At 40.6% G+C, this 12,971-nt stretch carries 12 protein-coding genes; 11 read left to right on the top strand and 1 reads right to left on the bottom strand.

Annotated elements, in window-relative coordinates:
• Window positions 1-39 precede the first annotated feature (39 nt).
• The 7 genes from C5Z25_RS05525 to C5Z25_RS05495 all read left to right on the top strand — a co-directional run bounded on the left by C5Z25_RS05525 (window position 40) and on the right by C5Z25_RS05495 (window position 6,788).
• The gene (locus C5Z25_RS05525; protein ID WP_105451721.1) at window positions 40-1,374 is read left to right on the top strand and encodes a D-alanyl-D-alanine carboxypeptidase family protein; all 1,335 of its coding nucleotides are present in this window, start codon (window positions 40-42) and stop codon (window positions 1,372-1,374) included.
• Window positions 1,375-1,535: 161 nt separating this feature from the next.
• On the top strand, window positions 1,536-2,033 hold the full coding sequence (locus C5Z25_RS05520; protein ID WP_105451720.1) for a GNAT family N-acetyltransferase: 498 nt from the start codon (window positions 1,536-1,538) through the stop codon (window positions 2,031-2,033).
• A gap of 122 nt (window positions 2,034-2,155) precedes the next feature.
• Window positions 2,156-2,965 (top strand): AzlC family ABC transporter permease, encoded by an 810-nt coding sequence (locus tag C5Z25_RS05515; RefSeq protein WP_105449221.1) that lies wholly within the window; start codon window positions 2,156-2,158, stop codon window positions 2,963-2,965.
• A gap of 19 nt (window positions 2,966-2,984) precedes the next feature.
• A complete protein-coding gene (locus C5Z25_RS05510; RefSeq protein WP_105451719.1) occupies window positions 2,985-3,335 on the top strand; it encodes an AzlD domain-containing protein in 351 nt (116 codons plus the stop codon).
• A 73-nt stretch (window positions 3,336-3,408) separates the two neighbouring features.
• A complete protein-coding gene (locus C5Z25_RS05505) occupies window positions 3,409-4,125 on the top strand; it encodes a sulfite exporter TauE/SafE family protein (RefSeq protein ID WP_105451718.1) in 717 nt (238 codons plus the stop codon).
• Between the two features lie 604 nt (window positions 4,126-4,729).
• A protein-coding gene (locus C5Z25_RS05500) for an IS3-like element IS1163 family transposase (protein WP_105451717.1) occupies window positions 4,730-5,799 on the top strand; the annotation gives its coding sequence in 2 pieces (ribosomal slippage) (window positions 4,730-4,958 and window positions 4,958-5,799; 1,071 coding nt in all).
• Window positions 5,800-5,843: 44 nt separating this feature from the next.
• On the top strand, window positions 5,844-6,788 hold the full coding sequence (locus tag C5Z25_RS05495) for a hypothetical protein (RefSeq protein WP_158682916.1): 945 nt from the start codon (window positions 5,844-5,846) through the stop codon (window positions 6,786-6,788).
• A gap of 172 nt (window positions 6,789-6,960) precedes the next feature.
• Here C5Z25_RS05495 and C5Z25_RS05490 read toward each other — a convergent pair whose 3' ends face one another.
• The gene (locus C5Z25_RS05490; protein ID WP_105451715.1) at window positions 6,961-8,151 is read right to left on the bottom strand and encodes an SAM-dependent methyltransferase; all 1,191 of its coding nucleotides are present in this window, start codon (window positions 8,149-8,151) and stop codon (window positions 6,961-6,963) included.
• Between the two features lie 134 nt (window positions 8,152-8,285).
• Here C5Z25_RS05490 and C5Z25_RS05485 point away from each other — a divergent pair, with 134 nt between their 5' ends.
• The 4 genes from C5Z25_RS05485 (at window position 8,286) to C5Z25_RS05470 (ending at window position 12,764) form a co-directional block, all read left to right on the top strand.
• Window positions 8,286-9,242: a cell surface protein gene (locus tag C5Z25_RS05485; RefSeq protein ID WP_105451714.1), complete on the top strand. Its 957-nt coding sequence runs from the start codon at window positions 8,286-8,288 to the stop codon at window positions 9,240-9,242.
• A gap of 381 nt (window positions 9,243-9,623) precedes the next feature.
• Window positions 9,624-10,778: an ROK family protein gene (locus tag C5Z25_RS05480; RefSeq protein ID WP_105451713.1), complete on the top strand. Its 1,155-nt coding sequence runs from the start codon at window positions 9,624-9,626 to the stop codon at window positions 10,776-10,778.
• Between the two features lie 144 nt (window positions 10,779-10,922).
• Window positions 10,923-11,999 (top strand): AI-2E family transporter, encoded by a 1,077-nt coding sequence (locus C5Z25_RS05475; RefSeq protein WP_199774933.1) that lies wholly within the window; start codon window positions 10,923-10,925, stop codon window positions 11,997-11,999.
• 72 nt (window positions 12,000-12,071) lie between these two features.
• A complete protein-coding gene (locus tag C5Z25_RS05470) occupies window positions 12,072-12,764 on the top strand; it encodes a 2,3-diphosphoglycerate-dependent phosphoglycerate mutase (RefSeq protein ID WP_105449214.1) in 693 nt (230 codons plus the stop codon).
• Window positions 12,765-12,971: the final 207 nt, after the last annotated feature.

The raw sequence follows: 12,971 nt of genomic DNA, 5'->3' as shown, positions 1-12,971 counted from the left end.
AACTGAGATTAGGACAGTCAGGAAAGGGATAATTGACAGATGAGAGTTGCGGGAAAGTTAAAGAAAATTATGATCACGTTGGTAGCGGCAGTGACGTTTACCACCACTGGATTGGGTATTGCGGGAGCGACCATTGACGCTCAAGCTGCGACGACGCCAACCATTTCAGCCAAGGCTGCGATTGCTGTGGATGCCGATACGGGGCAAATTTTATACGACAAGAATAGTACGAAGCCGATGGCGATTGCGTCAATGACGAAAATGCTGAGTACATACTTAGTTTTACAAGCGATTCACGAAGGTAAGTTATCTTGGAATCAAAAAATCAGTGTCAGCAAAGCAGTTGCCAAAATGAGTCAGAATACAGAATATGCGAACGTGCCATTATTATCAACTAAGACTTATTCGGTACGGCAACTGTATAATGCGACTGAAATTTATTCAGCGAATGCAGCCATTACTGCGTTAGGTGATGCTGTTGCAGGCTCACCACATCAATTTGTGACGTTGATGCGAAAAACCGCTAAGTCGTTCGGTATTACGGATGCTACCATCATTAATGCCTCTGGTTTAACGAATAAGGAAGTCGGCAGTACTATCGGTTATAGTAATGTGGCTGCGTCTGCTGAAAATGAAATGTCAGCTCAAGACGTTGCTACAGTAGCTCAAAAGTTATTGAGCAAGTACCCAGAAGTGCTCAAGACGTCTAGCATTGCGCATGCTTGGTTTGAAAAGGGCACGAGTTCTGCGACTAAGATGGATAATCGAAACTTTATGTTGAAGGGACTCGTTAAACACTATGCGGCGTTACCAGTCGATGGGCTAAAGACGGGGACTTCTACTAAGGCCGGCAATGCCTTTACCGGGACTGTTAAGTTTAGTAATGGTAATCGGATTATTACGGTCGTGATGCATGCTGGTGCCGCTAATGATAGTGGTACCGAACGGTTTACACAAACGGCAGCGATTATGTCATATGTCTACCATAACTTTACGACGACTACTTTAACAAAGAACAGTGCCATTAAGGGTGCCAAAGCGGTGCAAGTTCAAGATGGGAAAGCTTTAACGTCGGCGTTAGTTTCTAACAGTGCTGCAACTAAGATTTACTTAGCAACTGGCACGGATGCGAGTGCCATTAAAGGGACGACTAGCTTGCAAAAGTCTGCGACGACGGCTGGTAAGCTGCAAGCGCCCGTTAAACATGGTAAAACCGTTGGGACGGCTACTTTGAAGTTGAATAAGACTCCGATTCAGGTTGTTAATGGGAGTCAAAGTAAGCAGTTAACGTTGAAAGTTACGCCTAAGAAGTCAATTGAAAAAGCCAATGTCTTCGTCAGAATGTGGCGTGGCGTTAAGAGCTGGTTTAATTAAGATTATGCATGCTGAAATCAGCATGCAAACGGGTCATGATGAAAATCGTGGCTCGTTTTTTTTATTGCTAAACTGATGCGAAAAAGAAATGTTGTCCATTAACGATTAATTGTATAATAGAGCTAACTTATAAAATGTGTCTTGGATGGAGGTCCGATAATATGAGTGTGACGTTACGGCTAGCAACGATGTCAGACTTACCAACGATTGTCGATATTTATAACCAAACGATCCCTAGTCATCAGGTTACGGCTGATTTAGAACCCGTGACGGTGGATCAACGGCGGCCATGGTTTTTAGCGCATTCAGTTGATCATTATCCATTGTGGGTGATTCTGCAAGCTGAGACCGTTGTCGGCTGGTTAAGTTTTTCGCCATTTTATGGGCGTGCCGCTTATGCAAAAACCGCCGAAATTTCGATTTACTTAGATCGAGCGGTTCATGGTCAAGGCATCGGCAGTCAGGTTTTGGCGATGATCCCGACCAAATTAACGGCAGTTGGTTTAACTACTTTATTGGCCTATGTCTTCTCGAGTAATTTGCCGAGTATCAAATTATTTGAAAAATTTGGCTATCAACAATGGGGCTTTTTACCAGCCGTCGCAGAGTTGAATCAACGCCCGAATGATTTAGTTATTTTAGGACAGCATTTTGACTAGAAATTAGTGATGTAATCGTTTGCAGCACGTGAATGAGCGAACAATCGCTAGTAAAAGGTAGGATTGACGCTAGAAACATGTTAAAATTAAACCCGAATGTCTAAGTAAATAGACATCAGACAATGTTGCTAGAATTCTTTACTGGTACGGTACTGGAGGCATTATTGGTGAAAAAGAACGAGCCAAATTGGTTAGTGGTTTTACGAACAGTAATGCCACTGGGGCTTAGCTATATTCCTATTGGGTTGGCATGTGGGGTCTTACTGCATGCAGCCGGGTTCAACCATTTACTGACAGCGTTAATCTCAGTCATGGTCTTTTCCGGTGGCGCCCAGTTTTTGATTGCATCGATGTTAACGATCAATGCACCCATGACCACAATTATTTTGATGATGTTTTTCTTAGAGCTACGATATGCCCTGCTGGGATCGAGTTTATCCCGTTATCTAAAAGGGCAGTCGGTACCGTTCATTTTCTTATTTGCCTTTTCGATGAATGATGAAAATTATGCGGTTAATTATTTGAAGTTTGCGACGGATAAGCATTGGAAGCCAAGTCAAGCGATGTTGGTGGAGCATTATTCGTTAATCTTTTGGACGGTTAGTAATATTATTGGGAGTTTAATCGGCAGTGCCTTGACGATTAATCTGAGCGTAGTTGATTTTGCCCTCACAGCACTATTTATTTATATGGCAATTATGCAAACCAAGAGTCGCCTAACCATTTTAGTGTGTGCGTTATCAGGCGTTTTAACGATTTTCTTCCTGGTTTTGATGAAGAGTACTTTAGGATTAGTTGTGGCCACCTTATTGGCGTCACTGACGGGTTACTTCATTGAACGGCATTTATTGGCGCATAAACCGGAAAGTCACTTGTTATATAAAGTGCATGATCCGACGGGTCAATCGGCGATGGAAGAGTCTGATAAGTAAGGCTTAGAGAGGTTTAGTTATGCAATCAGTCAGTTCAATGAGTAGTATCGACCACTTATGGTTGGTCATCTTTTGTGCCGTCGTGGCGTTTATTCCACGGTTCTTTCCGTTGTTTTTCTTTACTAAACGTAAAATTCCGGAATGGTTTAATGAATGGATGCGATTTGTGCCGGTTTCCTTATTTACGGCACTGGTCGTTAAAAGTGTCTTTATTGATAGCCGTTATCAAGTGATTACTACCGGAAATCTCGGGATGATTATTTCCGCGATTATCGTTGGTTTGATTGCTTACCGAACCCGTTCAATGACCTTATCGGTAGTGATTGGGTTAATTTCGGTGATGATTTTTGTGCTAGTATTGCACATTTAACAGCGTTACTGTACTGCGGAACTGGGCGACCGGTTCTTTTTTTTATGTGGCTGAATTGAAAGGAGCTTAAGTCATGACCTGGTTATTAGTGTTTTTGCCGGGACTCTTAGCGGGGTTGGTGCAAGGGTTAACTGGATTTGGAGCAGCAATTATGATGATGATTTTTTTGCCAATGTTATTGCCAATGGATCAAAGTGCGGGAGTAGCGGGACTAATTATGGCTGCTAGTGTGATTACATTGGTCATTCGATATCATCGCCAAGTTCAGTTAAAACGAGTGATTATTCCCTTTTTAGTCTACGCAAGTGTTGCGGCTTGGTCAGTTCACTTAGGCCAAGTTTTAGATGTGCAGCTATTACGGCGACTGTTAGGCGGTTTATTGGTCGGGCTAGCCGTGTACTTTACAGTCACCAAGCAAGCCGGTACACGTCCTTATCCTTGGTTTGTGGCGGGGATGTTTATGATGGTGTCGGGTTTCTTCAATGGGCTTTTTGGAATCGGTGGTCCGTTAATGGCGCTATACTTTTTATCAATTTCAAAAACAACTGCGACTTATATTGGAAATCTCCAAACCTTTTTTTTGATTGATATTATTTATATTACAAGCGTGCGTGTAGCGAGTGGTATTTTAACGGTGAAAGTTTTACCGTTAGTGCTAATTGGGATGACCGGGGCCATTGTTGGGACGGCAATTGCCACACAAATTCTTCACAAATTAGCAATGCCGGTGGTTCGGCGCGGTATTTACACGTTGATCGGATTGAGCGGCTTATATTATCTTTGTTTTTAAGAGGCTATGATATTTGGTGTTGATGGAGAAATCCGGCGACACCATTTTAGTAAGTATGGCTTGACTATAGCCCTTGAATTAAGCATAGTTTTGCGATAACTTTAAATTAGCAGGCGAAATGACGGGTTAATTCATCGTAACAAGCAGTTCGTATCAATTGAAACTAGCTCAAGTATACATACTACTATCTTAGAGCATGTGCCTTTTATTGCCATAAAAAGAAAGCGCTTTCTATAAAAACACCGGCATTGCTAATAATACGAGTCATACTTTATTTAGAAGTCTTTAAAAGATATAGATTTGATATATTTAGAAGGAAAATATTATGAGTAATAAAAATTTATTGTTAACTAGTCGAGTATTCAATGAAACTGGCGATTGGTTTTATTATTTTGTTATCGTTATTATTGTCTTTTCTGTATCGCATAATCCGATATATTTGGGCTTGCTTGCAGCCTCGTATACCTTACCAGGATTGATTTTTAGCAACTTGATTGCGGTATTATCTTCAAAATTCAACTCAAAGTGCTCCTATCCTAGTATTTGGTACATAAATTTCTGAACAGTTGTGCCATAATTAATAAAACAAGATAGGAGCATTCCAATGAAACGATATCAAGATGATTTTAAAGCCAGCATTGTGAAGATGCATCGTGAAGAGAAAAGATCTATTCGCTCGCTTTCCGAGGAATACGGTGTTTCTCCAGCCGCAATTCATAACTGGGTTAAAGACGCTAAATCAGTTGAGCTAGAAGACGGTACTGAAGTAACGTCCAAAGAATTCAAACAACTTCAAAAGGAAAATCAGCGATTAAAGGAGGAACTTGAAATTTTAAAAGCTGCGGCGGTGTTACTGGGAAAGCATTAGGACGAATTAATTGCCTTGTCTTCATAGAAGATCAGTTATTGCGACACCGCTTATCAATTATTCTTTCGGCACTGAAATTACCGCGCAGCACCTATTACCATTGGAAAAGATATCAACCTAGTCAACACGAACGTGTTGATAATCAGCTCAAAGAAAAAATTAAATTGATTTGGGAAAATAATTATCGTGCCTATGGTTATCCACGAATAACGATGGTGCTTCGCAAGTCAGGCATCTGTGTTGGGTCAAAACGAATTTTACGATTAATGAGGGAAATGGAGATTCACTCTTTAATGAATCGGCGATTTAAAAAACCTGGCACTCATGTGGATCATTCGCAACGCCCCAATTTAATCAAGCACCAGCCCAATGCAAGGATATGGCGTGCTGACATTACTTATTTGGAATTACGTCCAGGAACCTGGGTTTATCTCAGTTCTATTTACGAACCAAAGGTTCATCAAGTTCTTGCTTTCAAGATTGGTCGTCAGATGGAGGCGACGTTAGTTGTAGAAACGATTAATCAGGCGCTTGAATGTCATCAAAAGCCACAATATTTTCACTCTGACATGGGTTCACAGTACACCAGCAACGAAGTTGAAACTTTACTTGAACGGCATCAGATTAGCCACTCATACTCAAAACAAGGTTATCCTTATGATAATGGGCCAATTGAAGCTTTTCACTCATTGTTGAAGAGAGAGTTTGCCTTTCAAACAACTTTTTCCAATTTTGAGGACTTGGTAATCCGAACCTCAAATTACATCAGTTGGTTTAATTCCGACAGAATTAGAACGAGTGTTTAGAAAAAGATGTGCCATTTATTGACACAGGAGCAAAGAGATTGATAATGCTGACTGAATTTTTTAGATTTATCTTGCTGATATTAATGTTTTTAGACAATAATCCAACGACACTGTTAGGACTTGTTTTTTTTGAGCAAGTATTAGCAATCTGTAGTAATCTAAATTTTCAAAATATAGTGGTCCATATTATTAACGGCAACGAAGAACTAAAAACGTTCAATAAAGATGCTAATACATTTTCAACAATAGCCCGGTTGCTTGTCATACCAGCATACATTTTATTAATAAAATGTATGACAAATAAAGAGATTCTATTAATAGACGCCGTTTTTACGCTCATCTCAGGTTTACTCATTTTACCGGTGAAAACGATAGTGAGTTTTCAGAAACAAGAGACTGAACAGTCTAATAGTCAGAGAAGAAAAATTAAATGCAATAAAACAACATGCCTTATTTTTTTACTGGCAATGATGAGCTTGATGGTTGGTTTCTCAGATTCTTATTCAATTTCATATATTAATTTGAATAGTGGCACGCTAAGCATCGGCTATGCATTGTTTGTTTTTATAATGACTTTGGCTGAGTTGTTGGCCAGTGTAACCTCTAAACAATTTGATAATATTGCGGAGAAAGATGATAACGGTTCTCTAATAGCCTATATGTCTTTATTAGTTGCGGTACTCATGTTTTCAGTAGCTGTATTTCATAATGTAATACTATTTATTCTTGTAATGGCTATTGGAAGAGTCGTTTATATATGGCTACAGCTCTTTACATTATTTTGGTATCAAGAGACTAGTAAGCAACTTATAATGAATTATGTGGCTTTACAGAATGTAGCTGTTGGTAGCGTAACTTTTTTTAATTCATCAATTGGTGCTCTTCTGATTAAATCAATTAATATATATGCTTATCTACTAATAATTGGGATGGTGCTATTATTTGCTATGATTTTGTTTAAGCTTATATACAGAAAGTGTCATTTATAAAGTCCTGTTCAATTGTTATTTGGTGATCAGATGAGACCCGACATAGCCCAAATAATCGAAAGAAATCACAGCTTAATTGTGAATTTATCCATCAAAAAAGAATCCAATTCGTAAATGAACTGGATTCTCAAATATATCTTCATCAACACTGGTTGCCAAAGCGTCGTTTTAATTAAGCTTTAACAGTATTATCTTCGTACATGTATTCCCGCGTCATTGGGAGATTCTGTGAAGAAGGTCCTTTTGAGACAAGGTATTGCATGACGTCAATGTTACCAGACTGGAATGAAGCGGCACAGGCTTGGAGATATAAATCCCACATCCGTGAGAACCGGACGCCCATTTTTTCATCAATTGCGGCCCGCTTAGCATTGAAGTTTTCATCCCATAGTTCAGTCGTCCGTTGGTAATGGCGACGTAAGGTTTCAACATCATCAACTTGTAAGCCGTTATCAACGATGTGTTGTAAGTTTTCAGTCATCCCAGGCACATAGCCACCGGGGAAGATGTACTTATCTAACCATCCGTTAGTTGCACCACCTTGTTGCCGAGTGATACCGTGCAATAAAGCAACGCCATCAGCTTTAAGGTAATGATTAACGCGTTCAAAATACATCGCTAAGTTATCCTTACCAACGTGTTCAAACATGCCGACACTGGTAATGTAATCATATTGTTCGTCGCCTAGTTCACGGTAATCTTCCAACCGGACTTCAGCAACGTCACTCAAACCTTCGTCTTCGATGCGCTTGGCAACGAGGTTATATTGTTCTTGAGAAAGGGTAATACCGACGACTTTTAAGTTGTATTCTTTAGCAGCCGTTAGCATTAAGGTTCCCCAACCACAACCGATATCTAATAGGGTCTTACCAGGTTCAGGGTTGAGCTTTTGGATAATGTGATGGACCTTGTTGATTTGCGCAGTTTCCAAGCTGTCATCAGCGTTTTGGAAATAGGCACAAGAATATGTCAACGTAGGGTCTAACCACATTTCGTAGAAGTCATTACCGACATCGTAATGACTTTGGATATCTTGTTGGCTTTTTTTCTCGGAATGCGATTGCTTAGGCATAAAGCGTTTGAGCTTCGAGTCGTTGAAGAAACTTTCAGCGGATTCATAAGCGGATTCAATCAGCTTTTGAATACTGCCATCAATTTCAATGCGACCATCCATGTAGGCTTCGCCTAAGGCAATTGAAGCATTCTTCGTGATTTCCCGTACGGGGATCGCTTCTTTAAAGGTCACTGTTACTTCGGGTGTGCCATCACCATAAGTTTCAGTACTACCGTCCCAATAATTAACCTGAACAGGTATATTGAATGAGCGGCTTAAAAAGGTGTGATAAAAAGTCTTTTCTAGCATTACAATAAGGATCCTTTCTCAATAAAAATACAATAGCTATTATACGCCTATGAAAACTGTTTTGTAAGCACAATGCCTCTCGGTAATTTGAGTAAACATGGTATAATTAAGCATCAAGAAATGGGGTGTCACTTGTGAAAAAATGGGTGTGGATGATTGTTATCGTCGTAGTGGCCTTAGGTGTGGGTGGCTATACGTACTCGCGTCACCAGCTACAGGAACGGTCCTATGCGTCGGAAATGAAGACGGGGAAACAAGCTATCAAGGATCAGCAATATACCAAAGCGACAACTTACTTTACTAAAGCAAGTCGAACCAAGGGCAGTGATACCGTAGCCGAACGGTATTTGTCACAGACTCAGACCTATGTGTCAGGGCAAAAAGCATTAAAGGGGCGCCAATTTACAACAGCTAAGCGCGATTTTACAACGGTTAAGCAAACTCAGCATGGTTCGTCAGTTTTAGTAACACGTGCCACGACTAAGTTGACCTTAATCAAAACGGTGTTAAGTCACCGCACCGCCTATCAGGCGAAGTATCGCCAAGCTGCCAAGTTGAATCAAACCAATGACTTTACGGATTCCAATGGCGTCTTAACGGTCCTATTCCAGAGCAAACGTTTTAGTCAACACTATTATCAAGATATTTATAAAAAAGCCAAAGCATTACGGAAAGAAAATAATGCCGCTTTGAAGGCCCTAACCGGTTCGACACCGGTAATCAATGATTCGACTCAAAGTGCCACGACCAGTGCCAATAGTACCAGTGAGAGCAGTCAGCCGGCGAGTGATTCAGCCAGTGCCAGTGGCAGTAATCAGATGAGCTCGACACCAGGGGCGCAAGCTAGTACCGCTGGCACTTCTGAAAGCAGCACGGCCGCAACGAGCAGTAGTCAGATGACAACGAGCACTTCCTCAGCTACTAGTGGGTCTAATTATAGTGATGCGCAAATTCAAGCAACGCGTGCTGAACTATCCGAAGCTGGCATGACTGGGAGCGATTTCAGTGATGCACAGATCCAAACGATTTTACAAAAAGCAGCCACTGAACACACGTCACCAGTTCAAGCAGCTAAACACTTACAGCAATAATTGCCGTAACTAATAGTAGTATGGAAGTTTACTTAACAATCGCCGATTAAACACTTAATTTTAAGTGTGAATCGGTGATTTTTTTATAAAAACTGTTATAAATATAGGAGTAAGGACTGATATCTTTCGTTCTTTGAGTTGTCGTAGATTTATTGGGGGCGGTCAAATTTATATCAGCGCGAAACGTTTTTTTCGCGTCTTAATGTCAAAATAGGTATAAAAATGACCATTTTGTGTACTATTCCAGTTTGATGCTATAGAATATTAACAAATTAGGGGGTTAAGGTGTGCGGTCGGATTTAGCAAATACATGGCAGCGTCAAGTTAATTTTGACAAATTAAGCGTATTAGTTAGACGGATAGCGGGCACCGAAATTTAGTATGATTATTAATAAACATGTCATGCGTAGTACCAATGAAAAACAAGTGCTCCAGCAAGTTATTAATGAGGGGCCAATTAGTCGTAGTCAAATTTCACGCAACTTAAGTTTGAATAAAGTGACGGTTTCTGACATTTATAATCAATTACTGCGGGCCCAATTTATCAAGGAAATTGGCTGCGGTGCTAGTACTAAAAATGGGGGTCGCAAACCGGTGATGGCCGAGCTGAACGTGAACTATGGCTTTGTCGCTAGTATTGATTTATCTCCGGATTCAGTGAAATTAATGTATTCGCGGTTGAACGGTAAAATTTTGCACTTTCAGAGCTTTAAGACCACTGATATGACGTTAACCGACGTGATTGATTTGATTGAGGATCAATTAAGAAATGTTGATGATTATGGTACTGTCCATGGTTTGATGGGGGTCGCAATTGCCTTGGACGGCATCATTTATGAAAATAAAATTTTAAAGACGCCAATTAAGTGTCTCGCACACTTTGATTTGGCGAAGTATTTACGCGACAAACTGCGTATACCAGTTATGCTGGAAAAGAAAGCGAACTTGACGGCAATCTTTGAACGAGATTTTCATAACAATGAAATCTTTGATAATGTGGTTTCGGTCGTCATCCGCGATGAAATTCATGCGGGAATTGTTGCTGATTCACGGTTGTACTCAGGTCATGAGGGTGAAGCTGGCGAAGTTGGGACTGCCTTGATGGAAGACCGTCATGCGGAAAACCACCTAGAATCGGCAAATGACTGTGCGTCAGAAAAGTTTTTATGGGCGAAGCTAAAGGCCATTAAGCATGTGGATCGGTTAGATTTAACGACGGTCAAACATGATTACGTCAACCATGATCCTGCGGTAACAAAAGTCTTTGATGATTTCATTTACTATTTATCAAAGGTGGTTGCCAATGTTTCAACGGCTTTCGCACCGGATGTGGTCGTATTGAATACGAGTGTGCTAGAAATCTTGCCGCAGTTGTTGACGGATATCCGGGAGACAACGGCTAAGATGTCATCACCAAGCCGCCAGGTACCAATCGTGGCGACCAAGAATGTTCAATCAGCCGCTTTATTGGGGGGCGCTTCAGAGATTATCCATCAAGCGCTTGGTTTGGAAAGTTTGAAAATGCATTTCTCTTAAACAGTTATCATGAAAACAAGTTACTTTGCCATCAGTTGATGGGCTAAGTCGCTTGTTTTTTTTCATAATTGAGGTGGACTTTGCATGTTTATTAACCTGCTTTTCAGTTAGAATGGGGGTAAGGATAATAAGGGAGTGGGTCTTTTGGAACTTTGGTCACAGTTTGTCCACAATGTCCGGTTGCGGCGGACGAGTGTACTAATCTTGATTGTTATTGGATTATATCTAGCGTCCAGTATGATGAGCATTATCTTACTGACGTTTATCTTCACGTTTTTGGTCACGCGGCTAGTCCGGTTTGTGCGCCGGTGGGTTAAAATTCCAAGCCCGGTCATTGTTATTGTGATTTACGCACTGGTCATTTTAGGGATGTATTTTGCAGTGACGACTTATTTGCCACAATTAATTAAGCAAACCTTTTTAACTTTTGGCTCAGTCTATCGATTCTATCAGAATTCATCGAACGATACCAACACGGTTTTGACTTGGATTACGTCATATTTTCAGGATTCAGATATTTTGAAACAATTGAAAAGTGGCATTTCGGTGGTGTTTAAGTACATTACAACTATTGGTAACATGGGAGTGACACTCTTTTTATCATTCGTATTAAGCTTTTTCTTCACGGTTGAAGATCACCAAATGCGGCTATTTTCACAACGATTTTTGACGAGTACTTTTGGTTGGTTCTTCCAAGATGTGGCCTACTTTGCACGTAAATTCGTCAATAGTTTTGGGGTAGTGCTAGAAGCGCAATTCTTAATTGCGATTGTTAATACAGTTATTACGGTGATTTTTATGGCAATCTTGGCGATGCCGCAACTAATTAGTTTAGGATTAATGATTTTCTTGCTCAGTCTGATTCCAGTGGCCGGCGTGATCATTTCGTTAATTCCCTTAAGCTTGATTGCCTACTCGGTCGGGGGCTTACGTTATGTCGTTTACATGGTGCTCATGATTATGGTTGTCCATGCTTTAGAAGCTTATGTGCTTAACCCCAAGTTTATGGCGAGTCGGACGGAATTGCCGATCTTTTATACGTTCGTCGTTTTACTAGTTAGTGAACGGTTATTCGGGGTATGGGGCTTGATTGTGGGCGTTCCGATCTTTAACTTTATTTTGGATATTATCGGTGTCAAACCGGTGCATGGCTTAAAACCTAAAATTCATTTGAAAAAAAGTTCCCCTGCGGCCTCAGATTCTGCAAATAACCCCCGATAATATTTTGATTTTTCGCGGTTTCAGTGTAAAATGAACAAAGTAAATAATTTTAGAAAGAGGTCATTAACTGCTATGGCAAAATTAGTATTGATTCGTCACGGTCAAAGTGAATGGAACCTATCCAACCAATTCACTGGTTGGGTTGATGTTAACTTAAGCGAAAAGGGTGTTGAAGAAGCAAAGGCGGCTGGTCAAAAGATCAAAGCTGCTGGCTTAGAATTCGACTATGCCTTCACTTCTGTTTTGACACGTGCCATCAAGACATTACATTATGTTCTTGAAGAATCTGACCAACTTTGGATTCCTGAAACAAAATCATGGCGCTTAAACGAACGTCATTACGGTGCTTTACAAGGTTTGAACAAGAAGGAAACCGCTGAAAAATACGGTGACGATCAAGTTCATATCTGGCGTCGTTCATATGATGTTTTGCCTCCACTATTGAGTGCTGACGATGAAGGTTCAGCTGTTAACGATCGTCGTTACGCTGACTTAGATCCTAACATCATCCCTGGTGGTGAAAACTTGAAGGTTACTTTGGAACGGGTTATGCCTTTCTGGGAAGACCAAATCGCTCCTAAGTTGCTTGATGGTCAAAACATCATCATCGCAGCCCATGGTAATTCATTACGGGCCTTAAGCAAGTATATCGAACAAATCTCTGATGACGACATCATGGATCTTGAAATGGCTACTGGCGAACCAGTTGTCTATGATTTCGATGACAAGTTAAAGGTTTTGGGTAAAGAAAAGTTAGGCAAATAGTCGGTTGATTATTTACTGATTTTTGGAGAAGCACCCGCACTTGTGGGGGTGCTTTTTTCTGGCCTAAAATGCAGTTAGTGTTGGCTAGCGTGAGATGAAGTTGGCAATTTTAGGTGGGAATCGGACGTTATTGGGTATGATGGAAACTAAGGTGTGGGTGAATGATGTTGTACTGGAATCTGCACTTATGGGGCCCGTATTAGCATA

The sequence above is a fragment of the Lactobacillus sp. CBA3605 genome, from assembly GCF_002970915.1.
Classification (GTDB): domain Bacteria; phylum Bacillota; class Bacilli; order Lactobacillales; family Lactobacillaceae; genus Lactiplantibacillus.
Note: the sequence above shows the minus strand (reverse complement) of the source record. Positions and strands in the feature narration are given on the sequence as shown.

What these genes read in the sequence shown, in the direction of transcription:
- C5Z25_RS05515 (WP_105449221.1), top strand. Translation starts at nt 2,156, where the DNA reads ATGTTGCTAGAATTCTTTACTGGTACGGTACTGGAGGCATTATTGGTG.
- C5Z25_RS05470 (WP_105449214.1), top strand. Translation starts at nt 12,072, where the DNA reads ATGGCAAAATTAGTATTGATTCGTCACGGTCAAAGTGAATGGAACCTA.
- C5Z25_RS05510 (WP_105451719.1), top strand. Translation starts at nt 2,985, where the DNA reads ATGCAATCAGTCAGTTCAATGAGTAGTATCGACCACTTATGGTTGGTC.
- C5Z25_RS05495 (WP_158682916.1), top strand. Translation starts at nt 5,844, where the DNA reads ATGCTGACTGAATTTTTTAGATTTATCTTGCTGATATTAATGTTTTTA.
- C5Z25_RS05490 (WP_105451715.1), bottom strand. Translation starts at nt 8,151, where the DNA reads ATGCTAGAAAAGACTTTTTATCACACCTTTTTAAGCCGCTCATTCAAT.
- C5Z25_RS05480 (WP_105451713.1), top strand. Translation starts at nt 9,624, where the DNA reads ATGATTATTAATAAACATGTCATGCGTAGTACCAATGAAAAACAAGTG.
- C5Z25_RS05520 (WP_105451720.1), top strand. Translation starts at nt 1,536, where the DNA reads ATGAGTGTGACGTTACGGCTAGCAACGATGTCAGACTTACCAACGATT.
- C5Z25_RS05525 (WP_105451721.1), top strand. Translation starts at nt 40, where the DNA reads ATGAGAGTTGCGGGAAAGTTAAAGAAAATTATGATCACGTTGGTAGCG.
- C5Z25_RS05505 (WP_105451718.1), top strand. Translation starts at nt 3,409, where the DNA reads ATGACCTGGTTATTAGTGTTTTTGCCGGGACTCTTAGCGGGGTTGGTG.